At 66.8% G+C, this 22,340-nt stretch carries 15 protein-coding genes; 9 read left to right on the forward strand and 6 right to left on the reverse strand.

Annotated features, from left to right (window positions below):
- Positions 1-9 precede the first annotated feature (9 nt).
- Positions 10-1,884 carry a M48 family metallopeptidase gene (locus KY661_RS31190; RefSeq protein ID WP_225413675.1) on the forward strand — a complete coding sequence of 625 codons (1,875 nt, stop codon included), beginning with the start codon at positions 10-12 and terminating at the stop codon, positions 1,882-1,884.
- Positions 1,885-1,922: 38 nt separating this feature from the next.
- On the opposite strand, the gene KY661_RS31195 is transcribed toward KY661_RS31190, so the two are convergent.
- Both KY661_RS31195 and KY661_RS31200 read right to left on the reverse strand, forming a co-directional pair.
- A complete protein-coding gene (locus KY661_RS31195; RefSeq protein ID WP_225413676.1) occupies positions 1,923-3,332 on the reverse strand; it encodes a family 43 glycosylhydrolase in 1,410 nt (469 codons plus the stop codon).
- A gap of 113 nt (positions 3,333-3,445) precedes the next feature.
- A complete protein-coding gene (locus tag KY661_RS31200; protein ID WP_225413677.1) occupies positions 3,446-8,749 on the reverse strand; it encodes a trifunctional serine/threonine-protein kinase/ATP-binding protein/sensor histidine kinase in 5,304 nt (1,767 codons plus the stop codon).
- 107 nt (positions 8,750-8,856) lie between these two features.
- On the opposite strand from KY661_RS31200, the gene KY661_RS31205 reads away from it, so the two are divergent.
- The gene (locus KY661_RS31205; RefSeq protein ID WP_225413678.1) at positions 8,857-9,606 is read left to right on the forward strand and encodes a copper homeostasis protein CutC; all 750 of its coding nucleotides are present in this window, start codon (positions 8,857-8,859) and stop codon (positions 9,604-9,606) included.
- 118 nt (positions 9,607-9,724) lie between these two features.
- On the forward strand, positions 9,725-10,444 hold the full coding sequence (locus KY661_RS31210; protein ID WP_225413679.1) for a class I SAM-dependent methyltransferase: 720 nt from the start codon (positions 9,725-9,727) through the stop codon (positions 10,442-10,444).
- On the opposite strand, the gene KY661_RS31215 is transcribed toward KY661_RS31210, so the two are convergent.
- Positions 10,413-11,399 carry an aminoglycoside phosphotransferase family protein gene (locus tag KY661_RS31215; protein ID WP_225413680.1) on the reverse strand — a complete coding sequence of 329 codons (987 nt, stop codon included), beginning with the start codon at positions 11,397-11,399 and terminating at the stop codon, positions 10,413-10,415. The two genes, KY661_RS31210 and KY661_RS31215, sit on opposite strands and share 32 nt — an antisense overlap.
- Positions 11,383-12,342, reverse strand: a complete 960-nt coding sequence (locus tag KY661_RS31220; protein ID WP_225413681.1) for a LysR family transcriptional regulator — start codon at positions 12,340-12,342, stop codon at positions 11,383-11,385. Before KY661_RS31220 ends, KY661_RS31215 begins: the two co-directional genes overlap by 17 nt.
- Positions 12,343-12,505: 163 nt before the next feature.
- On the opposite strand from KY661_RS31220, the gene KY661_RS31225 reads away from it, so the two are divergent.
- The gene (locus KY661_RS31225; protein ID WP_225413682.1) at positions 12,506-13,810 is read left to right on the forward strand and encodes an MFS transporter; all 1,305 of its coding nucleotides are present in this window, start codon (positions 12,506-12,508) and stop codon (positions 13,808-13,810) included.
- Positions 13,811-13,893: 83 nt separating this feature from the next.
- On the opposite strand, the gene KY661_RS31230 is transcribed toward KY661_RS31225, so the two are convergent.
- Positions 13,894-15,972 (reverse strand): sodium-translocating pyrophosphatase, encoded by a 2,079-nt coding sequence (locus KY661_RS31230; RefSeq protein WP_225413683.1) that lies wholly within the window; start codon positions 15,970-15,972, stop codon positions 13,894-13,896.
- A 1,022-nt stretch (positions 15,973-16,994) separates the two neighbouring features.
- Between KY661_RS31230 and KY661_RS31235 the strand changes: the two genes are divergently transcribed.
- Both KY661_RS31235 and KY661_RS37825 read left to right on the forward strand, forming a co-directional pair.
- Positions 16,995-18,131: a lipase family protein gene (locus tag KY661_RS31235; RefSeq protein WP_225413684.1), complete on the forward strand. Its 1,137-nt coding sequence runs from the start codon at positions 16,995-16,997 to the stop codon at positions 18,129-18,131.
- A gap of 884 nt (positions 18,132-19,015) precedes the next feature.
- Positions 19,016-19,459, forward strand: coding sequence for a DUF6968 family protein (locus KY661_RS37825; protein WP_398577275.1), 444 nt, complete (start codon positions 19,016-19,018; stop codon positions 19,457-19,459).
- Between the two features lie 223 nt (positions 19,460-19,682).
- Here KY661_RS37825 and KY661_RS31240 read toward each other — a convergent pair whose 3' ends face one another.
- Positions 19,683-20,168, reverse strand: coding sequence for a helix-turn-helix domain-containing protein (locus tag KY661_RS31240; RefSeq protein WP_225413685.1), 486 nt, complete (start codon positions 20,166-20,168; stop codon positions 19,683-19,685).
- A gap of 413 nt (positions 20,169-20,581) precedes the next feature.
- Between KY661_RS31240 and KY661_RS31245 the strand changes: the two genes are divergently transcribed.
- The 3 genes from KY661_RS31245 to KY661_RS37635 all read left to right on the forward strand — a co-directional run.
- Entirely contained in the window at positions 20,582-20,980 is a 399-nt protein-coding gene (locus KY661_RS31245; RefSeq protein ID WP_225413686.1) for a transposase, read from the forward strand.
- A complete protein-coding gene (tnpB, locus tag KY661_RS31250) occupies positions 20,974-21,360 on the forward strand; it encodes an IS66 family insertion sequence element accessory protein TnpB (RefSeq protein WP_225413687.1) in 387 nt (128 codons plus the stop codon). The genes KY661_RS31245 and tnpB overlap by 7 nt, the downstream gene beginning before the upstream one ends.
- 270 nt (positions 21,361-21,630) lie before the next feature.
- Positions 21,631-22,340: IS66 family transposase (locus tag KY661_RS37635; protein WP_225413688.1), on the forward strand; the 710-nt coding region annotated here is incomplete at its 3' end.

Below are 22,340 nucleotides of genomic sequence, written 5' to 3' on the forward strand. Positions count from 1 at the left end.
CTGCCTCCCATGCGCCATTCCCTGACCGTCTCCAGCTTCTTCCGCGTCTACGCGCTGCCCGCCCTCTGGCTGTTCGCGCTTCCGCTCTTCGGCCTGTGGTTCACCGGCCACGCCACGTCCCGCTTCGACCGGGACGTGCTCGACACCCTCGAGCGCCAGATTTCCCAGGATGCGGAGCTGGAGGAGGCGCGGCGGCAGGAACTGCTGGGCTTCTTGCGCGCCACCCCGGCGTCGGTGGCGTGCCTCTCCCCGGGGGAGGAACTGGAGGGGTTCCGCGGAACCCTGGGCGAGGCGTGCTCGGACGTGCGGCAGTACCAGTGGATGCACCGCCTGGCGCTCGCCTCGGTGGCGCTGGGGCTGCTCTCCGCCGTGGTGGCCCTCCTGTGTGCCCTGATGGCGTTTGTGTCCCGGCCCTTCCAGTACGGCAGCTTCGCCGTGGGCTGGAACGTGCTCCGAATCACCGGGGCCCTGCAGACGCTCGCCCAGGGAGGGCTGGCCGTCTGGCTGTCCTACTGGATCACCGCGGTGTGGTTCGAGCGCTACTACCCGAAGCTCATCGTCATGGCCGGCATCCTGGCGGCCTTTGCGCTCTTCCACGTGGTGACCGCCATCTTCCGCCGCCCCGCCATGGACTTCGACGTGGAGGCGGAACGGCTGGAAGAGGCGCACGCGCCGGAGCTGTGGGCCCATGTCCGCCGGCTGTGCGCGTCGCTCCAGACCCCGCCGCCGGACCACATCCTCGTCGGCATTGACGCCAACTTCTTCGTCACCGAGAGCGATGTGCACGTCCACGGGCAGACGCTCACCGGCCGGACGCTCTACGTCAGCCTGCCCCTGCTGCGCCTGCTCAAGCGGTCCGAGGCGGAGGCCGTGCTTGCCCACGAGATGGGGCACCTGCTGGGCGGGGATACGGGCCACGGCAAGCGGCTCGCGCCCATGCTCGCGCACTTCGGCGACTACCTTCAGGCGCTCCGGGCCGGTGGGCTCACGCTGCCCATCTTCCACTTCATGATGGCCTACCGGGGACTGTTCGAGCTTTCGCTCGGCCGCAGCCGGCGGGAAAGCGAGCTCGCCGCGGACCGGCTCGCGGCGAGCGTCACGTCGGGCCAGGACATCGCCCACTCGCTCGTGAAGGTCGGTGCGTACTCGAGCTTCCGCGACCACACGGAGGCCCAGCTGTTCGCGCTCAGCGAGCAACAGCAGACCGTGGCCATCGCGCAGCGGGTCGCGCTCGGTTTCACCGAGTACGCGCTCTCCGAGGACGTGCACCGCGACCTGCATGGCGTCGTCACGCCGCATCCGTTCGACTCTCACCCGCCCCTCGCCGTGCGCCTGGAGAACGTGGGACAGCGGCTCGAGCCGGCCGATGTGGCGAAGGTGCTGCTGGAGCCCACGGACGCCTCGTGGGCGAGCGCCATTCTGGAGGCGGACACCGTCGAGGCGCGGCTGTGGGGCGTGTACGAGGCACGCTTCTCTCAGGCGCATGACCTGTCACTGGCCTACCGTTACGAGCCCGCCACCGGGACGGAGCGGCAGCACGTGGAGAAGCACTTCCCGCCCCTCACCTTCGAGGGCAAGAAGGCAGGGCTGGAGGTCCGCTTGGACTTCGCGCAGGTGAGCTGCTCGGAGTGGGCCGGGCCTGTCCGCCTCGAGCAGGTGAAATCCGCCAGCACCCAGGGAAGCATGTTCAAGAAATACCTGCACCTGCAGCTCAAGGAGGGCGGCCTGTTCAAGGGCAAGCGCTCCATCTGCTTGAGCAAGCTGCAGGACGGGGACGGACTGCTCCAGGCCTTTGGGCACTACCTGGGACGCCACAGGGCCATGGAAGCGCACCGCGCCCAGCCGCACCAGGAGCGCCCCAAGGACTCGCACCAGGCAGCCTGAGCACGCCTCAGGGCCCCATGAAATCCCAGCCCCCCGCCTCAGCCCTGCTTCGTGAACGTCAAGTGGTCGAGATTGAAGGCATCCCCCAACCGCACCTGCAGGACGTGCGTCCCGGCTTCCAGACGCACCTGCGTGCTCACCGTCGTATACGTCTGCCATTCTCCGGTGTTCGGCACGGCGAGGGTCCCCACCTTCTGTCCATCCACCGCGAGGCGCAGTGAGCTGCCATTGGCCGTCTGCGTGGCGACCCTCGCGGACACGGTGTACGTCCCACTCGACGCCACATTCACGGTGTACTCCAGCCACTCCGAGGAGCTCACCCACCCGACGTGGTAGCCGCCCCCCGGAATCGCGCCGACATCCACTCCTTCGCCAAACCGGTACGCGCCGCCTTCGTTCTGGGTACTGCCGTCGCTGTACGCGACGCCCTGCCCGCCTTGGTCGTAGTCCTCGGCTTGAATGACGCCGGGAATCGCGCGGGGTGAACCAAAATACGGCGTGCCGTGCTGCTTCGTCTGCTTGACCAGCTGAATCGTGCCGTCGGCGTTGTAGTACAGCTTGTCAACGCTGACCGAGCGGAGCCAGTCGTTCCCGGACAGCATGCTCGTATGATAAAAGGCATACCACTGCCCCTTGTATTGCACGATCGAGCCGTGGTTCGTCGAGCTGTCGGTGGAGTCGATGTAGATGCCTCGATGCGTCCAGGGACCGAGCGGGCTCGTGCTCGTGGCATAGCGCATGCGGTTGTGCTCACCGTTCTGGTCGTGGTTGTCCGAGTACGACAGGTAATAGAGCCCGTTGCGCTTGTGCACCCACGAGGCCTCATGAAAATCGACCAGGCCCTGCATGGTTTGCATCGGGCCGTCGATCTCCACCATGTTGGCCTTGAGCTTGCCACCCTTGGCGATGCCACCACCGCCGTAATACAGATACGCCTGGCCATCGTCATCGACGAACACCGCGGGGTCGATCAGGGATTCCAGTCCTGGAATGTAACCCTGCACGGTGAAGTTCGCGGCCGGCTGCGTGCTCGTCGCCACGCCGATCTTCCAGGTGGTGTTCCACTCCGTCCCACTCGGGTGCGGAAAGTAGAAGTAATACACGCCGTTCTTGTAGGCCACGTCGGGCGCCCACATGAAGCCCCCCTCGGGCCGGCCCCAGGGCACATTGGACGCACGCAGGATCTCTCCGTGGTCCACCCAGTTGACCATGTCGTGGGTCGAATAGACGTGGTACTGGTCCATGAGGTCCGCACCGCGCGGCGGGGCGATGTCGTGCGACGGATAGACGTAAAGCCGCCCGTCGGCCCAGACGTGCGCCGAGGGATCCGCGGTGTAGATGTTGCGGAAGATCGGGTTGCGCGAATTCCCAACGGTCTGAGCCTCGGTCGAGGCCGCGGCGAGCGATACGCCGGCGATCGCCAGCGACAGAATGCAACGCTTGGTCATGCATGACTCCTCAGGATGCGGAAGCGCAATCGCTTCCGCATCCCTGGAATATCTGCCATCCAAGTTTTCGCCGTCAATCCAGCGATTGGAAAAATCGCCCGATTTTCACGCCCTTACGCAAAGGGTGCCCCGGCTCCGGTCTTGGCGGTCCCGCTGAGTGGAAGCTCCAGGGTGGCCACGGCGCCCAGGCCGGGGCCCTCGCTCTCGAGCGTGAGCCGGCCATTGAGGAGCTGGGCCGCCAAGGCGCTGGAGTGCAACCCGAAGCCGTGGCCGTCCTTGCGGGTGGTGAAGCCGTGAGAGAACAGCTTGTCTTTCACTTCGGCGGTGATTCCCACCCCGTTGTCCACCACCTGGATGAACACGGCCTGTCCCTCCGCCCACAACTTCACCCCCAGGGTGCGCGCCCCCTCGGGGATGGAGTCCACCGCATACTTGGCGTTGTTGAGCAGGTTGATGAGGACCTGCAACACCTTGTGCTTGTCCACCTTCACCTTGGGCACGGAGGACAGCTCCCGCTGGACGGACACCCCGTGCCGCTGGAGCGCGGGCAGTTGGATCCGCAGGGCGTCCTCGATGAGCTGGGCCAGGTCGCACTCCTCCGTGATCAACGTGGTCCTGGCATACGTCTGCTGAACCTGGACGATGGCGCGGATGTGCTCGATGTGACGGCCCATGGCATCCATGTCCTCCATGAGGCGCGTCTGCTCGTGCACCAGCTCGTCCGCCAGCGCCGACAAATATTCCGGCAGCCGGCCGCCGCGAGCGCCCACGGCGAGGAATTGGGCCAGGCCCGCCCGGTTCTCCCGCAGCAGGGCCGTGGCCCGCTTCAACCGGCCCACGCGCGAGGCGCCCAGGGCCCGGCGCATCATCTCCAGGTTGACGACGGCACTGGTGAGCACATTGCCCACGTTGTGCAGCACGTTGGAGGCCACCTCGGACATGCCCACCTCGCGCGCGGTGTCCACCAGCCGGACCTGGGCCTGCTTGAGCTCGCGCGTGCGCTCCTCCACGCGCTGCTCCAGCGCTTCATTGGCCTGGCGGAGCTCCGCCTTGGCGCGCTGGACGTCCTCGTAAAGCCGGGCGTTCTCGATGGAGATGGCGGCCTGGGAGGCCAGATGGCCCAGGAGCGTCAGGCGGGCCGGGCTGAAGGCGTTGGTGGCCAGGTTGTTCTCCAGGTAGAGCGCCCCGGAGAACTGCTCCTGCCGCAACAGGGGCAGGCACAACACCGACCGCGCCCCGCTCTGGGCCAGGTAGGTATCGGACGAGAAGGAATGGGGCTTGGAGGCATCGCCAATGAGCACATGCTCGCGCGTGCGCCGCACGTAGGAGAGCAGCGACCAGGGAAGCCCGGGGTTTTCGCCCTCGGGCGAGGCATCGGAGAGGGCCGCCACCGTGAGCGTGTCTCCGTTGAGAAGCAGCAGGGCGCCCTTCTGGGCTCCAGCGTTCTCGATGGCCGCGTGCAGCAGCGTCGTCACCAGACGCTCCAGGACGATTTCACTGGAGACGGCCTGCTGCGCTTTGACGACCGTGAGCGCGTCAATGCGGGCCGAGTCCGTGCTGTGGGTGGACAGCGCCGTCTGGGTCTCCGCCAAGGCGGGGGGAGCGGGCCACAAGGACTCCAGGTGCTGGACCTTGCCCACCGCGCCCCACTGTCGGTAGGCCGCCCGGGCTTCCAGTGCGAAGGACTGGGCGGCGACGGGCGCCTGCCGCGTCCGCCAGAAGTTCGCGGCGAGCTCGCTGGCCAGTCCCACGTACTGGGTGGCTCCATTCTCTCTCGCCGAGCGGATGGCCTCTTCAAAGCCGCGTGCCGCGGCATCCGGCCGGCCCTCGATGCGGGCCCGCTCCGCGGACACCATCCGCTCGAGGGCAAGGAAGTTCTCGGGGCAATGGTGCGCCCACTCCGCGAGCTGCTCCTGGTGCCGCTGGATGTCCTCCAGGAACTGGCGCTGCTCCTCCGGCGGGGCGTCCTCGAAGCACGCGGCCAGGGTCAGGGCGCGGTAGACATGGTATTCGCGGAGGGGGAGGCTGCCGGCGGTGGTCCACAGGAACTCGCGGGCCTTGTCCGCCGCATGCCGCGCCTCCGCGTAGGCGCCGCACATGAACCTCGACTGGAGTTTGATGATCCAATAGGCGCTGCGCGAGCCCGTGATGCGCCCGGGCAGCCCTGCCTCGAAGGACTGCTCCTCGAAGCCCTCCCCGTTCAGCGTGCCGAACGAGAGGGAGTGCCCGCGCATCTGCTGGATGTAGCGCTGCGCCACGAAGAGCAATTCCTGGGGCTCCAGGAACCCTGTCTTGCTCAAGAACTCGCCGCGCACGAGCGACTCCTGGTAGACCTCGTCCAGGTTGTGCCCCATGCCAAGGCGATTGGTCACGAAGTAGACGCTCAAGAAGGGAGGCGCCACGACGTCCCCCACTTGAAGCGCCTGCTGGAAGCCGTCGAGGGCGAGTTCGTGCACCTTGGGCAGGGGCTGGGTCCAATAGCTGACGAACTCCAGGCCCATCACCACGGCGCCCCGGTGGCCGGGCAGGTTGTGCCGCTCGACGAGCGCGAGGGCGAGCCTCGCGAAGGCAAGGCCTTCCCAGTACCGTTTGAAGTACGAGCCGGTGACGATGCCAAACCAGGCAAACCCGGGCGCGGAGGCATCCACGAAACCGTGGCGGAGGGTGAGGGAGACCACCCGGCTCAGGAGGACGATGAGCAGGGGGTGATGGGTGGGGTACGCGGTGCTGCTGAGCTTGAACAGGGCGTTGACGACCAGCTTCATGTCCGGGCTGGTCATGAGGGGCAGCTCGATGAGGCTCTCGATGGGCCTTGTCCCCAACAAGGTCCAGGCCTCCTCATGGGCGGCCACCGCCTCCTCCCAGGTGGGGTTCTCCGGCAGCGGCATGCCCAGCAGCGCCAGGCACTCCAAGATACAGGCCTGGCCCTGCTGGTACTCGCTCACGCTGAAGTGGGCATCCTGCCTCAACATGTAGACGGCGACGGCCTCCGAGCGGGTGCGCGCCCGGAGGCGGAGCTCACCGGCCAGGCGGAGCGCCCCGGAGCTGTTGCCGTTCATGAGCTCGCAGCGCGCCTGTTCGAGTCTCAGCGTGAAGGCCAGCGTGGGGTCCGTCTCCCAGGGGTCCCCCGGAATGAGTGAGAAGGCGTTCTCCAGGTAGGTGATGGCGGGGCGGAGCGCGACCGAGGCCTTGGCCTTGTAGCCCGCCTCGGCGTTCAGCCGCGCGAGATGGTGGCGCTCCTCAGGGTGCTCGATCAGGTCCACGCCCGCGTTGAGCTGGCTGACCACGTCGAAGAGCGACTCGCGCACTTCCTCCTGGGTGAGGCGCTTGAGCATCATCCGGCCAATGCGCAGGTGGATGGCCTTGCGCTCCTCCTCGGAGAGGAGGGAATGGGCGGCCTGTTGGATGCGGTCATGCAGGAAGCGGTACTGCTCCGGCCCCGCGCGCACCAGCATGCCCTCCTGGAGCGCGGGCTCGATGCCCTGCTCGACCTCCCCCTCGGCGCTCAGACCGGAGAGGGTCCCCAACAACGGGAGGGAGAAGACGTTGCCCACGCACGCGGCCAGCCGCAGCAGGTGCTGGGTGCCAGGGGGGAACTGGCGCAGCTTGCCCACCATGAAGCCGACAATGTTCTCTGAGTATCCCCGGGCCTGAACCCCTTCGGCCTCCCATTGCCAGCCGCCTCCGGGCGCACGCACCAGCAGGCCATCCTGGTGGAGTGCCACCAGCAACTGCAGCAGGAAGAAGGGGTTGCCTCCCGTCTTCTGGTGGACGAGCGCCGAGAAGGGAGCAATGAGCTCCCTCCCCGCCCCCGGCAGCGCCTCGGCCACCAGGTGCTCCACCTGATTCACGCTCAGCGGCCCCAAGCGGATGTCCGTCACCCGGGCCCCTGTCTTGCGCACCTCCTCCAGCACGTGCACGAGCGGGTGTGAGGCCCCCACCTCGTTGTCCCGGTAGGCGCTGATCCACAGCACCGGCAGGCTCTCCTGCGGGGATAGCAATTGGGCGAGCAGCTGGAGGCTGGCGAGGTCCGCCCACTGCAGGTCATCCAGGAACACCACCATGGGGTGCTCCGGGGTGGCGAACACCGCGAGGAACTGGCGGACCACCCGGTAGAAGCGGCGCTGGGCCTCGCCCGAGGGCGCCTCCGGGAGCGGAGGCTGCGGCCCCACCAGCACCTCCAGCTGAGGCACCAGCTCCAGGAGCAGCTGGCCCTGGCCCTCCCAGGCCTGGTTCACCTGCTGGCGCCAGCCAGCAATCTCCTCATCGCTCCCCGCGAGCAACTGCTGCACCAGCCGGCGGAGGAACTGGGCCAGGGTGGCGTACGGAATGTCCCGCTGGAACTGGTCGAACTTGCTGCTCAGGAAGAAGCCGCGGCGCTGCACCACGGGCTTGTGCAGCTCGTTCACCAACGAGGACTTGCCAATGCCCGAGTACCCGCTGATGAGGTACAGCTCCGGCTTGCCTGTGCGGGCCACCTGCTCGAAGCCCTCGAGCAGGGTGGCCACCTGCGCCTCGCGCCCGTAGAGCCGCTGCGGCAGCTGGAACCGGGTGGGCGTGTCCTGCGTCCCCAGGGGGAAGACCTCCTGCGCGCCCTGGCCCTGCGCCAGGCGGCAGCGCTCCAGGTCGGCCTGGAGGCCCTCGGCGCTCTGGTAGCGCTCCTCGGCCACCTTCGCCAGCAGCTTGAGGACGATGGCGGACACCGCCGGGGGCACCAGCGGGTTCAGCTCATGCGGAGGCCTCGGCCTCTGCGCCATGTGAGCGTGGAACCACTCGAGTGCATCCTTGCCCTGGAAGGGGCGGCGCCCCGTGAGCAGCTCGTAGAAGGTCACCCCCAGCGAGTAGAAGTCCGTGCGGTAGTCCACCACCCGGTTCATCCGCCCCGTCTGCTCGGGCGACATGTACGCCAGCGTCCCCTCAATCAGGTGTGCGGGGGCCGCGTCCAGGTGCTCGACCTGCTGGAGCGTGGCCACCCCGAAGTCGATGAGCCGTGCTTCCCCCGAGGGCTCCACGATGATGTTGGAGGGCTTGATGTCCTTGTGGATGACGTTGCGGCAGTGGACCTCGCCCAGGGTGGACGCCAGCGAGAGGGCCAGGCTCAAGAACCGGGAGAGCCCCAGGGGATGGCCGGTGGACTCGGACAGGGCCTGGCCCTGCACCCGCTCCAGCAGCAGCAGGGGCCGCTCGTGGAGCCGCTCGAAGGCATAGGGCCGAGCGACCCCCCGCACGTCTCGCAGCCGCTGCAGGATGGCAAACTCCCGCCGGTACCGTTCGAGCTCGCTGGGACTGGGGGAGGCCGCCATGGGCGTCTTGATGATGACGGGCAGGCCATCGGCCTCGCGAACCGCCTGGAACAAGACGTTCGAGCCCGTGGCTCGAATGGTTCCAAGAAGCCTGTATCCTGGGATGTTCAACATGGCTGAGCGTCCATACCTACCCCGAGGATCTCACGCCTCGGCGCCGTTGTTCTTGAAAAAATAAATTGATACCGCAAGAGCCTGCTCTGAAACAGCCCCTGCCTGCCATGCCCGCGAAATCAATCCTCGAGGTCTGCGCCTTCCACATCGACTCCTGCATCATCGCGGAGAGGGCCGGCGCGGCCCGGGTGGAGCTCTGCGACAACCCCATCGAAGGCGGCACCACCCCCAGCTATGGCACCCTCAAGCGGGCCCGGGAGAGGATCTCCATCCCGCTCTACCCGATTCTCCGCCCCCGCTCTGGGAACTACTTCTACAGCGACGAGGAGTTCGCCATCCTCAAAGCCGACATCGAGATGTGTCAACAGCTCGGCTGCGATGGCATTTCCGTGGGCGTTCAGACACGCCACTCGGAAATCGACACGGAGCGGCTGAAACGCATCGTGGAGTGGGCGGGCCCCATGGGCGTCACCTGCAACCGTGTCTTTGACTGTGCGCCGGATCCGTTCAAGGCCCTGGAGGATGTCATCCTCTGTGGCTGTGAGCGCATCCTCACCTCCGGACAGAAGCGCGCTGCGCCTGATGCGGGAGAACTCCTGGGCAGGCTGGTCGAGCAGGCCGGTAGCCGCATCACCGTCATGCCAGGGGCAGGCGTGAAGTCATCCAATATCGCGAAGCTGAAGAGGGAGTCGGGCGCCAGGGAGTTCCATTCCTCGGCGAGAATTGTTGCGCCCAATCCGGTGACCTACATCAATCCCGCGGTGAGCGATTACGGCAACGTGTACCTCGCGGATGAGACAGAAGTCCGGGCCATGGTGGAGGCCTTGCGGAACGAGGAAGCAGGACACCCCGCCTGAGCCGAGGCACCGGAATTTCCGCCGATCCTCCCTGAATCCCCGCCCTCCCCTGCGTGGGGGGCATGACGCATCCTTGGATTCCATCGCCCGCCTCCCGCAGGCCTCCCGAGGACATGTCATGACCCACGAACACCCCCACGCCTCCGTCCACCACATCGTTCCGGGATTTGGCGCCGACCGCGCCGCCCACTACGACGCCCAAGCCTCCATCAACCTCGCTGGCACCCAAGCGATGTACGAGCTCGGCGTCAGCGCGCTGACGGCTCAGCTCGATGGCCAGGACTCGGCGTCCCTGCTCTTCGTCGGACTGGGCACGGGCATGGAGTTGATGCCCTACCTCCGCTTCGACGTGCCGGGCTGGCGCTTCACGGGCGTGGATCCCTCCGGCGCCATGCTCGCCGTCGCCCGCGAGCGCCTGGAGGCCGAGGGAATGCTCTCGCGCACGCACCTGCATACCGGCGAGCTGCACACCCTGCCTCCTGGCCCCCCGTTCGATGGCGCGCAGATGATGGGAGTCCTTCACCATGTGGAGGGCGAGGAGGCCCGCCTTGGGCTGCTGCGAGAGGTGACCCGGCGGCTCAAGCCCGGGGCCCCCCTCGTCCTGGGCTGCCGCGTCGGCAAGGACCCCGAGCTGATGAACGTGGAGCTGCGGCGGCTGCGGGCGTATGGCGTTCCCCCGGACGCGCTGGAGCACCGGCGTCAGCTCTTCGCGAAGATCCAGCCCATCGAGTCCGATGCCGCCCTGTTCGCGATGCTCGCCCGGGCTGGACTGGTGACGCCACGTCCGATCTTCATCTCGCTGCAGTTCAAGGTCTTCCTCGCTCGCTTCGAGCCCTGAACCCATGCACATGTCTCCCGCTTGGAAAGATCAAGTCCATCAGCGCTTGCACGCTTTGGACACGCGTCTCCCAAGCGGGAATTCGCACTTGTTGTTTCAGGTCACTGTACCGGTGAAGGATCGCGAGACACATCAGCCAGGATGCCGCAGGGGCGCGCTCTCCGTAGCCCTCGAAAAACCGCTCGCTCAGCGCAGGCTTTCCTTCGGCGAGAAACAGGAGCGGACCTAAAAAGTCATACTCCGGCGCTCCGATCATGGCGTCGCCGAAATCAATCATTCCGGTGAGTTCCCATTGGTTCATCCTCTTTTCCGCAAGAAGATTGAACGGGGTGTACTCACCGGTCAGGATGACGGAGCGGGGAGCTTGAAACCAGGCGCGATGGCCGGAGACGAAATCATTCAGGCCTCGCAAGAACCAATCTGGCATCGCCTTGGCTTGATGCCGTTGAAACGCGCCACCGGCTTGTTTTTCAAGGAATGAAGTCCACTCGGGCGGAAGCGCCTTCAACGCGCCAATCCCGATGCGGTGAACCGACGCCATGGCCTGTCCAATCTGGTAAAAGAGCGAGGACTTCTCCGGATCGGTCAATCCCCCCCATATTTCTTCCAGGAGAACGCCCGGCAGACACTCCACGATGACGTACGTCCAACCATCGGGACGCTGCCCGTGGGCGATCAGCTTTGGAATGCGGATGGACAACGCGGCGGATTGCAGGTGATGAAGCGTTCGCCATTCGCTCTCCCATTGATGCCGATGGAACTCCGGGAAAATCTTCACGACCCGGTCATTCGCCACCCTTGCGATCAGATTCGAGCCCTCGATGAACGGATGGAGCTCATCTGTCCCCATCGCGTGTTCCCGGCAAATGGCCTCGAGCGCGGGCCTCCATGCGGAGAAGTCCCGGCGAAACCGCCGCATGAAATCACTGAGTTCGAGTTCAGGAAGCAGCATCATCCCCGTGCCTTGCCACCGCCAAGGCGGCCGGAATCGTCTCCCGCATCCACTCCACGAACCTGCGCAGCCTCGCCGGATGGAACCGCGCATACGGATAGAGCAGGTACATCGGCAAGGGCGCGGCCCGCCAGCCCGGCACCAAGTGCAGCAGCCGGCCCTGCTCGAGCTCTTCGCGGAGCACCCAGGCCGAGGCCACACAGACGCCGAGGCCTTTCACCGCAGCGCTCCGGAGGGCGTAGAGGCTGTCCGTGCTCAAGCGCGGATGAAAGACGATGGGCTGGACCTCGCCGGTGCCCACGTGGGTCAGCGAGATCTCGTTGCGATAGAACGTGCGCAGCGACAGCCAGGGCAGCCGCGCGAGCTCATCGGGATGGGCCGGCACGGGCAGGCCCGCTAGCACCTGCGGCGCGGCCACGACGATGCGCGGCACCTCGGCCACGCGGAGCGCCACCACGCTGGGGTCATGCACCTCACCGACGTGGATCGCGCAATCGATACCGTCCGCGACGAAATCCACCGCCCGGTCATGCAGGAGCCACTCGACTGACACCCGCGCGTGGCGGTTCAGGTAGTCCGTCAACGGATCCACCAGCAACTGTTGCCCGAAGGCATGGGGCACCACGACGCGCAGCGTGCCCTCCGGTTCGTCGCTCGCGCCCCGCAGGTCGGCCTCGAACATGTCCCAGTTGGCCAGGAGCTCCTTCGCGCGCTCGTAGCAGCGCGCGCCGTCTTCGGTGAGCTTCATCGCATGGGTGGAGCGCTGAAGCAGCCTCAGCCCCAGCGAGCGCTCCAGCGACTGGAGCCGGCGGCTCACCGTCGGCTGCGTGGTGCCCATCTGCGCGGCAGCGGAGGACAGGCTCCCGGCCTCGACGATGCGGATGAAGGTCTGCATCAGCTCCAACCGGTCGGCGGTGGCCGGTACGGAGGCTGGGGAACTCCGCATTGGGGGAGCCCGTGTTCGCACCGGCTTGGAGGGGTTGGGCATGAGGGCACACTTTCCGTCGCTTTATACGTGAAGCGTATATCCGCTGTGCGGAGCACGCTACTACCGAGCCCTCTCCCTCCGGCGCATTCTCTCTTCGACTCGCAGCGCCCAGGGAGAACACATGTCCTTCATTCGCATCGTACATGGAACCGCAGGAAACGGCACCATGGCCGCGGCGGTCCCCACCGCCCCCGTCCGTCCGGCTCAGCCCGTGACCACCAGCCACGGCGGCAGCGAGTCCTTGTCGCGCGGCCTCCGCTGGCTGCTGGCCGCAGGCGCCGGGCTGTCGGTGGCATCGCTCTATTACAGCCAGCCGATGCTGGGGGTGATGAAGGCGACCCTCGGCGCCTCGGATGCCGCGGTGGGCCTCGTGCCCACGCTCACCCTCCTGGGGTACGCGCTGGGCATCCTGCTGCTGACGCCGCTCGGCGATCGCTTCGACCGGCGCCGCATCATCCTCATCAAAGCCACCCTGTTGAGCGTGGCGCTGCTGCTGGGCAGCATTGCCCCGGATATTGGCCTGCTGTTGGCGGTGAGCTTCGCGGTGGGCCTGACGGCGACCCTGGCGCAGGACATCGTGCCGGCCGCCGCGGCCCTGGCCTCCGAGCACGAGCGAGGAAAGGGGGTCGGCTCGGTGATGACCGGCCTGCTGCTCGGCATCCTGCTGTCCCGCGTCATCAGCGGCGTGGTCGCCGAGCACCTCGGCTGGCGCGCCATGTACCTGCTCGCCGCCGCCAGCGTGGCCCTGCTGGGCGTGGCGGCCTGGCGCGGCCTCCCCCGCTTCCAGCCGGCCAGTGCGCTCTCCTATGGCGCCCTGCTCCGTTCGCTCGCCAGCCTGTGGCGCAAGCACGGCGCGCTGCGCCGGGCGGCGCTGGCGCAGGGCCTGCTCTCCATCGGCTTCAGCGCGTTCTGGTCCACCCTCGCCGTGATGCTGCATGGCGCACCGTTTCACTTGGGCAGCGCGGCCGCCGGAGCCTTTGGCCTGGCCGGTGCGGCGGGGGCGTTGGGCGCGCCGATGGCGGGCCGCATCGCGGATCGCTTCGGCCCCAAGGTGGTGACGCGCCTGGGTGCCGGACTGGCGGCCCTCTCGTTCGCCACGATGCTTGTGTCGCCGTGGCTTGAGCCGAACACCCGGCTGTGGCTGATTGCCGCCAGTGCGATCGGCTTCGACCTCGGCGTTCAGATCACGCTCGTGGCGCACCAGACGATTGTCTTCGGCATCGATCCCGCTGCACGCAGCCGGCTCAACGCAGTGCTGTTCGTCTGCGTGTTCATCGGCATGTCCATCGGCGCGGCGAGCGGCAGCCTCGTGCTGGCCCGGTGGGGATGGGTGGCGGTGACGCTGCTGGCAACCGCCTCGGCGATGGCCGCCTTGTGGGTCCGCCTGTTTCCGGAAGCGCGCACGGCTCAGACAGACCTGAAATGAAGCAAGCCCTCTGATGGAGCAGAGGGCCGGAGGACTTGCGGTGCGGCGCCCCGGACTCCAGGCGCCGCACCCACAAGCGCTGACTACCGGAGCGCGATGAGCGAGGCCACGAGCAGCGACACGACGCTCATGACCTTGATGAGGATGGCAACGCCAGGGCCCGAGGTGTCCTTGAACGGATCACCCACCATGTCGCCGACGACGGCGGCCTTGTGGACGGGCGAGCCCTTCGCGTGGCCCGGCAGCTTGCCCTTCTCGATGTACTTCTTGGCGTTGTCCCACGCACCGCCCGCGTTGGCCATGTAGAGGGCCATCGTGGCGCCGACGACGAGCGCGCCGGCCAGAAGGCCTGCCAGCGCCTCGGGCCCCAGCAGGTAGCCCACCAGCGGCGGGGCGGCGACGGCGATGACGCCCGGGAAGATCATCTCGCGCAGGGCGCTCTTGGTCGCGATGTCGACGATCTTCTTGGGATCCGGATCAGCCTTGAGCTCCATCAGCCCCGGAATCTCGCGGAACTGGCGGCCAATCTCCTCGACGATGGCGCCCGCGGCGCGGCCCACGGCGAGCATCGTCGAGGCGCCCACCAGGAACGGGAGGATGGAGCCCAGCAGCATGCCGACGATGACCTGCGGGTCGGTCAGCATCAGGCTCATCTCCTGCAGACCGGCCGCGAGGCGCGTGTGGTTGACCTCGAGGTTGAACGCCGAGAAGAGCGCGATGACGGTGAGCGTCGCCGAGCCGATGGCGAAGCCCTTGCCGATGGCCGCCGTGGTGTTGCCCACCGCGTCCAGCTCGTCGGTGATGGCGCGCACTTCGGGGCCGAGTCCCGACATCTCGGAGATGCCGCCCGCGTTGTCCGAAATGGGGCCGTAGGCGTCCACCGTCATCACGACGGCCGTGCCGCCCAGCATGCCCACCGCCGACAGCGCGATGCCGTACAGGCCGAGCGCCTGGTCCGCGATGTAGGCCACCAGGGCGATGGTAGCCATCGAGATGCCCACGCTCTCCATACCGACGGCGAGGCCTCGGATGAGGTTGGTGCCCGCGCCCGTGATGGACGCCTCCGCGATGCGCTGCACCGGCGTGGACGAGGTGTAGTAGTCCGTGACGAGGCCGATGATGGCACCGCCGAAGGCGCCCGCGGCCAGCGCCACCGTGATCGCCTGGGAGAGGCCGAACACGTTCATCATCACGAACGACAGCCCCACCAGGATGACGGGGGGCATGATGAGGGCGCTGCGCAGCACCTGCGCGGGGTTCAGGTGCTTGAGGGCGCGCGCGATGAAGATGCTCAGCACGCTGACCACCAGACCCACCGCGGACAGCACCAGCGGGAGCACCACGCCCGCCACCTTCGCGCTCCCCGTCGCCGAGGGATCCACCACGAGGCGAGCAAGCTCCGTGGAGTTGGCGGTCAGCGCCATCGCCATGGCGGCGACGATGGCGGCCACCATGGACTCGTAGATGTCGGCGCCCATTCCGGCCACGTCGCCCACGTTGTCACCCACGTTGTCGGCGATGACGCCGGGGTTGCGCGGGTCGTCCTCGGGGATGTTCTCGATGACCTTGCCGGCGATGTCGGAGCCGACGTCGGCCGCCTTGGTGTAGATGCCGCCGCCCACGCGCGCGAAGAGCGCGATGGAGCTCGCCCCCACGGCAAAGGAGTGAAGGATGGGAGAGAGCTGCTCGCTCCCCCGGAACACGAAGTAGACGCCGCCCATCCCGACCAGGCCCAGACCGGCGACGGCGAGCCCCATCACGGCGCCGCCGTCGAGGGCAACCAGGAGCGCGTTTGGCTTCGAGCCGGTGCGCGCGGCCTGCGCGGTGCGCACGTTCGCGAAGGTCGCGGCCTTCATGCCGATGTAGCCCGCGAGCAGCGAGAGGAACGCGCCCAGCACGAAGCACGCGCTCGCCAGCCACCCCAGCGCCAGGCCGATGAGCACCGCGATGACCACGCAGTAGACCGCGAGCACCTTGTACTCGCGGACGAGGAACGCCATCGCGCCTTCGCGGATGTAGCCCGCGATGCGGTTCATCGTCGCGTCACCGTCCGGGAGCGACTTCACGCGGAAGTAGAAGAACGCAGCGAAGAGCAGCCCTACGGCGCCGATGGCGCCCGGTGCGACTGCCCAAAAATTTGACTCAAGGCTCGACCACTCCATCCGTTCCTCCAGAGCAGACCCAGGAGCCTGACTTCCCCCTCTGGGCCACCCGCGTACCGCGAAAATTTGTACGGAGGGCCTATACGGGATTTCAGCGCAAGCTGGGAGCCTTCTCTGATCGCCCCCCAGGAATGGGAGGCCGGGTGGAGGGCGGGGGCGGGGGGGGAGAAGGGGGGCTGGCTTGACCCCAAAAGAAAACCTGGTGTGGCGGCGGCGGGAGCCGCCCCCGCCGCCGGAGGCATACCGCGAGCGCATCCCAGCGCGTTCGAGGGCACTTTTCTTAGTAATTTCGAAACCTTACACGACCCTTGCTCCATGCCGAGCCGCGTTGAGGTCTCTCCAACGAGGAGCAAGTGTAGGAAAGCCTGTCGCAAGGACTCCACGGGGGCCCGTGGGAGGCGTGCCGTGGCGTGTGTTCTAAGGGGTGTACATGAGGAGGAGCAGCAGGTGACCAACGTGCTGCCTCGCCCACCGCCGTGGCCGCCACCGCCAACGACGGGGACACCTTGAGCGATGCGTGGACCTCTTCCTGCGCCGGCACCTTTGATGCTCCCACCTTGTGCCCCCCCGATTCACCCCCACCGCCCAGCCCAGCAGACACACATGCGGCAACTGCACCGTCCCGAGGGTGCGCCGGAGCAGCCCCGTCATCGCCTCTCCCGCGCCCACATGGAGGCGCTGCAGCAAGTGTCCATGGACCTGCGCATCGACTGCAGGATTTCGGATCATCTGGTGGCGCGCGTCCAACCCTGTACCAGGAGGCCTCGCTCATGGGGCGCCACCTGTCACCGCCGATAGCCGCCACGAGTGCCACCGCCCGGGCGCTTCGCGGCATGTGATGCTCCGTTCCCCCCCTCTCTCCACATCGGCTGCGCTGTGAGCCAGTTCACCCATGACGCATGAGGAGCGTCACAGCGCGGAGAAGGTTCGGGTGGCACCTTGGTTTCCACCAAGTGCCACAACAGGAAACTCTTGGTGAGCGCGTCCCGCGCATCGACGGCCTTCCATCAGGAGAAGTAAACATGTCGATTTGCCAGAACATCTTTCAGCAGGTTTTCTGCCTCTCAACGAAAATTTGTTCCGCCGCCAAGGGCAGGGGCTCGGCAGAATCGCTCGCGGCGACGCTCAAGAGCAACCTGGAGACCCTCTATGCCAATGCGGACTTCGCCAACGGCGACCGCTGGAGCACCTCCTGGGGCCCGGTGGTGTGGCAGGCGCCGTTCAGCAACGTCGCCGACCAAGCGGTGGCCGTCTGTTTCAATGAGACGCAGAAATTCTATGTCGTGGCGATCGCGGCGACCAATCCCAACTCACTCTTCGATGGCTTCGAGGATCTCGCGGCCTCCCCTCTCCACATGCAGCCGCTCGCCAACCCGCCGGGCGGCAGCACGACCGCGGGCAACTGGGTGGCGCTCCAGGCGATCCTCACGCAGATGATGAGCGCGGGTCAGCCGCTGGGTCCTTTCTTGAAGGGGGTGGCTTCGGCCGATGCAACCCTCGTCTTCTGCGGGCACAGCCTGGGCGGCGGGCTCGCGCCGCTGGCCGCCGCGTCGCTCTATCCCACGGGCACCGCGTCGAGCGGGTGGAAGAACGTCTACACCTATGGCAGCGCGGGGCCGGCGACGGCGGACTCCACCTTCGCGGCGGCATTCAACAAGGCATTCCCCGCGACGGCCGCCGGTCAGGAGCCCTATGCGGTGTGGAACGCCAACCAGTACAACCTGCACGACGTCGTGCCCAATGCCTGGGCTCCCGGGAAAACCGCGCCTGGCCTCGCGCAGATCACCGCGAGCACGCAGAGCCCCACGGAAGCCATGTTCTACACGAACCCGCTCTTCATGCTCGTGGTGGCGGCACTGCGCACCATGACGCAATCGCTGGCATCCTACCCGGATGGGAGAGGCAACCCCTATGTCTCGCTGAACAACAACCCTTTCTTCACCGGAGCGCGTCAAGCCGGGCAGATCACCAGCGGAACGCTGCTGGAGAAAGAAATCCTCTACCAGCACATCCAGGCCTATCTTGAGGCGTTCGGCGTGACCGGGCTCTTCCCGGCGGAGGAAGTGAACGGCACGATCCGGCCGCCGCTGCTCACCCTCGCACGTACGGCCTCGGCCGCCTGCGTGACTGCGGAGGCCACGACCTGCGCCGCACCATGATTTCCCTGGCCCGCACGGACGGCGCCCAGAAGGACATGCTCGAACTCTGCACCCATCCCCACGCAAGAGCGGCAACACCATCGGCCTCTACACCACGTTCCCATGGGAAGCCTTCTGCTCCGAGGTGGCCAAGCTCCAGGTGAAGCGCCACGAGCGCGGCCAACTGCCCCTGCGTGGCCTCAAGGGAAAAAGAAAACCCCGGCTCGCCTTGCTGACGGCCGGGGCTTTGCGACATCCCTTACTGCTCTGTGGAGGCGGCGGGTTTCGAACCCGCGGCAAGGCAGAAGCAAAACCCCAAGCAGGTCACGCTGTTACCGGCTAACGCCTTGATCTCACGTTGGTTCGTTCTGCCGCCCCATCTCATTTCGTCCCATTCCACTCCCCGCTGGAGGGGCACACTGGGGCACATGCGGCCCCTGTCCCCTCTCGAATGCCCCTCTTGCGCCATCCCGGGTACATCCGGCCCCGTAGTAGATGGGTATCCCCCTGGAATGCGAGCCCTCTATGAACATGCTCTCATGGCTGAAGTGCCTCTTCCTCATCCTGCTCTTCGCTTGTGTCTCGGAAGCCTCCGGCCTGCGAGAACGTGATGTTTGGAGGATGGATGGGGCCGTGCCGTCAACCGGCTGTGACACCGCCGACGAGAAGGCGGGCTCTCGGGGAGCTCGTCGGGGAGGCAACCCAAAAAAGCCTCCTGAGCCGAGAATCCGGCCCGTAAACAAGGGACGCTGCCTGGATTCGGCTGCTGCTGGAAGTGTAGTGTGGACCGCATTCTGTAGAGACATCAAGGACGCCAGTGTGCGCAAGAGATGCTTCGAGGTTGGCTTGGAAAGCGAGCAGCGGCGGAGTGGGTTCTGTAACAACTTCTTCTAGGGAGTGAATGCATGGCCCGCGAGTCTTTTGCGGATCGCTTGGAGCGCAGCACCAAGGCTTCCGGTCCTATCGTGGCCGAGCGGTTCTTTGAATCCGAGGGGCGAGCGAAGGCAGTTCGAGTGAGGATCAGGAAGCCTCGGCGCGACCCGAAGACGCGAGACCATTGGTGCTCCTTCGAGGTGTCCGGCGAGGGAGGGGCGCGGGGTTTCAAGGTCTGGGGGGTCGACTCGCTTCAGGCGCTTCAACTTGCGATACGTGCTGCGGGAGAACTCCTCCGGGAAGAGGGGCGCGGGTTGACGTGGTGTGGAGATTCGGATCTTGGGTTCCCCAAGGTTTATCCCGCCTTCTTGTCTCCAACGGCACAATCGAGGATCGAACGGCAGATTGATCGGGAGATCGAGAGGGAGCAGCGTCCATCGCGCAAGAGTCCATCGAGTAAGAGACGACAGACCTGAAGGTGGAGGCGGCGGGAATCGAACCCACGCCGGGCGGTGCGAAAACCTCAGCAGAATCGCGCCCTTACCGCGTAACCGCCCGGAATGATTTGGAGTCGGTATCCCGCCGCGTCCCGTCTCGTCCCGTCCTGTTCCAGCCCGTTCCGCACGTTCCTGCGACATACGTGCAACATGGCGGCACCCGTCACCGTGGACCGTAGAGGCAGCCTGCACCCTGCGGGGCTCATTTCCGGGCGCTCCTTGCTGGCAGGAGGAATGCCACCAAGCGCGAGAGGGTCTTGACCTGCGGACTCTCCAGGTGAGCGAGGCCGCGCAACAGACGCCGCTTCTCGGGCGTGTCGTTGACGCCGGGTGGCAGCATGCTTGCCCCGGGGGAGTTCTGCGGTGGCTCCACCGGGGAGAACCCCATCAGCTCATCCGGCCCGCAGCCCAGCGTCAGACACATTCGCATCAGCGTTGGGACACTCGGCATCACCTCCCCCCGTTCCATGCGCCCGTACACCTCGGGGTGAGTGCCGAGGGCTGCGGCGACGTCTGCCTGGGTGAGTCCGGCGCGCGTTCGCGCCTGCTTGGCCACTGTGCCGATGGTGGCAGCCAGTCCCCGCTGGCGGATCTCGATGTGGTGAGGCAGAGCGGGCCGCTTGCGACCTCGCGCCGTGGGGCGCCTGGAACGTGCAGCGGCGGGAGTCTTCGAGGGGGCTTTGGCCATGAGGAAACCTCCGGGGGGGTCCTGTCGGACGGGTTGAGGAGTCGAGGGGAGCGCTGGTCACAGCGCCAGTTGTAGCGGCGCACGGCAGCCAGCGCGGGACGTGGCGCGTCTGCCGTCGCCGTCGGACACAAGCCGCTCCCGCCCTCGGCGCCGCGCCGAAGTGGGGCCTGCGGGGAGCGTGAGAACGGAGCGCGGCGGCTGGCTACGTGGCCCCGCCCGGCTCGGTGGTGATGTCCTCCGTTGTCACCATGTCGGGGGGTAACTCATGCTCGCTTGTGGGCCCGATCACTCGCCGATTCATGCTCGCCCCGTCGCGTGAGTTGCCGCCTTCCTCTGTATCAGCTCGCCGTGCCCCGTCATGACGAGAAGCCCCCTGGCGTGAGACCTCATCGGCTCCCCCCAAGGAGGAGGCGATGGAGAAGGAGTTGGAGCAGTTCCGGCAGGAAGTGGAGCGATTGAAGGCCGGGAGAAAGAAAGGAGCGTTGCCGTACCCCGAGGCGCTGAGAGCCTTCGCGGTGCGCTACGTGGAGCATACGGTGGGGACAGGAGGGAGGATGAGCCAGGCGGCCAAGAGCCTGGGGGTGTCGGAGCCGACGTTGTATGCCTGGAAGAAGGGGGAGCGCGCGGCGCATCGACGAGCCAAGGGGCCCGGGCCCAAGCAAGAGCTTGTGCCGGTGGTGGTGGGCAAGAGCGCTGGGAGGCCGTCCGAAACAGGAGCCAAGCCGGTGGCGCTGGTGTCGCCTGGGGGGTGGAGAGTGGAGGGGCTGAGCGTGGCCGAGGCGGTGGAAGTGCTCAGGAGGGTGACGTGCTGACGCAGACGCTGACGAGGGCGGTGAGGGTGTTCGCGTGCGCGGGGCCGGTGGACATGCGCCAGGGGTTCGACGGGCTGAGTGCCGTGGTGGAGCAGCAGTTGGGAGGACAGGTGCTGCAGGGCGATGTGTTCCTGTTCGTGGGCCGAAGCCGAAGGCTTGCCAAGGTGCTGTACTTCGATGGGACGGGGCTGGTGCTGCTGACCAAACGGCTGTTTCAGGGCCGCTTCGCCCGGCCGTGGCCGGAGGCGGGAGAGGCTTCGGTGGAGCTGACGGTCAGCGAGCTGTCGCTGTTTCTGGAGGGGTGTGAGCTTGCGGGGCGGTGGAAGTTATCGCCGCCGCCCTTCGAGGAGAAAACCCTTGCCGTAGGGGCTGGGCTATAGCACCTATGGGGTAGGATGAGACGGCTTGAGCAGGTGAAGGACTTGGAGACGGCCAAGCAGGTGGCCCAGCTGCTGGAAGCGGAGAATGAGCGGCTGCACCAGAGGCTTCTGGCGCTGGTGTAGGAGAATGCCCGGCTCAAGGGCCAGGATGCTCAGCACACGCTGCACCTGGAGCTCACGCACCTCAAGGAACAGCTGGTGCTGATGCAGCAGAGGCTGTTCGGCGCTTCCAGCGAGAAGAGGGGTGAGAAGCCACCGAAGGTTGAGCGCGTGCGGCCTCAGCGGGGCCATGGCCCACGGGCCCAGCCCGAGTTGAAGGTGCAGGAGGTGTTGCTACCGCTGGAGGAGGCGGACCAGGTGTGCGGCCTGTGTGGCAACGGCCTGCACCCGTGGGAGGACCAGACGGAGGACTGCGAGGAAGTCACCGTCGTGGAGCGCTGCTTCGTCCTGCGACAGCTCAAGCGGCAGAAGTACCGCTGCACCCAGGGCTGCGCCCCGGTGACGGCGCCCGCCCCGCCGCGCCTGATTCCCGGCGGCCGCTACTCGGTGGAGTTTGCCATCCACGTGGCGCTCATGAAGTACGGCTTCCACTTGCCTCTGGCCCGGCAAGAGAGGCTGTATGCCCGGGAAGGCCTGGCCGTGGAGGCGCAGACACTCTGGGACCAGTTGGAGGCGCTGGCGCGCCATCTCCAGAAGTCCTACGAGGCGCTGCTGGCCGAGGTGTTCACCTCGCCTCTCATCCACGCGGACGAGACGCACTGGTTTCTGTTGGACAAGGGTCCAGGCACCAAGTGGTACGCCTGGACGGTGGCCTCGCCGGACACCGTGTACCACCGCATTCTGCCCAGCCGCTCCGGGGCCACCGCCCGCACGGTGCTCGGAGACTACAAGGGGCTCGTCTTGGTGGATGGGTACGCGGCCTACCAGACGGCCACCAAGGCGGGAGCCGACGGCCCCGCCCCCGCCACGCTGGCTTTCTG

The organism is Allostigmatella hybrida, from assembly GCF_020103775.1.
Classification (GTDB): domain Bacteria; phylum Myxococcota; class Myxococcia; order Myxococcales; family Myxococcaceae; genus Hyalangium; species Hyalangium aurantiaca.

Coding starts and splice junctions, on each gene's coding strand:
- KY661_RS31235 (WP_225413684.1), top strand. CDS start 16,995: ATGTCGATTTGCCAGAACATCTTTCAGCAGGTTTTCTGCCTCTCAACG.
- KY661_RS31205 (WP_225413678.1), top strand. CDS start 8,857: ATGCCCGCGAAATCAATCCTCGAGGTCTGCGCCTTCCACATCGACTCC.
- KY661_RS31225 (WP_225413682.1), top strand. CDS start 12,506: ATGTCCTTCATTCGCATCGTACATGGAACCGCAGGAAACGGCACCATG.
- KY661_RS31230 (WP_225413683.1), bottom strand. CDS start 15,972: ATGGAGTGGTCGAGCCTTGAGTCAAATTTTTGGGCAGTCGCACCGGGC.
- KY661_RS31220 (WP_225413681.1), bottom strand. CDS start 12,342: ATGCGGAGTTCCCCAGCCTCCGTACCGGCCACCGCCGACCGGTTGGAG.
- KY661_RS31200 (WP_225413677.1), bottom strand. CDS start 8,749: ATGTTGAACATCCCAGGATACAGGCTTCTTGGAACCATTCGAGCCACG.
- KY661_RS37825 (WP_398577275.1), top strand. CDS start 19,016: ATGGCCCGCGAGTCTTTTGCGGATCGCTTGGAGCGCAGCACCAAGGCT.
- KY661_RS31245 (WP_225413686.1), top strand. CDS start 20,582: ATGGAGAAGGAGTTGGAGCAGTTCCGGCAGGAAGTGGAGCGATTGAAG.
- KY661_RS31190 (WP_225413675.1), top strand. CDS start 10: ATGCGCCATTCCCTGACCGTCTCCAGCTTCTTCCGCGTCTACGCGCTG.
- KY661_RS31240 (WP_225413685.1), bottom strand. CDS start 20,168: ATGGCCAAAGCCCCCTCGAAGACTCCCGCCGCTGCACGTTCCAGGCGC.
- KY661_RS31215 (WP_225413680.1), bottom strand. CDS start 11,399: ATGATGCTGCTTCCTGAACTCGAACTCAGTGATTTCATGCGGCGGTTT.
- KY661_RS31195 (WP_225413676.1), bottom strand. CDS start 3,332: ATGACCAAGCGTTGCATTCTGTCGCTGGCGATCGCCGGCGTATCGCTC.
- KY661_RS31210 (WP_225413679.1), top strand. CDS start 9,725: ATGACCCACGAACACCCCCACGCCTCCGTCCACCACATCGTTCCGGGA.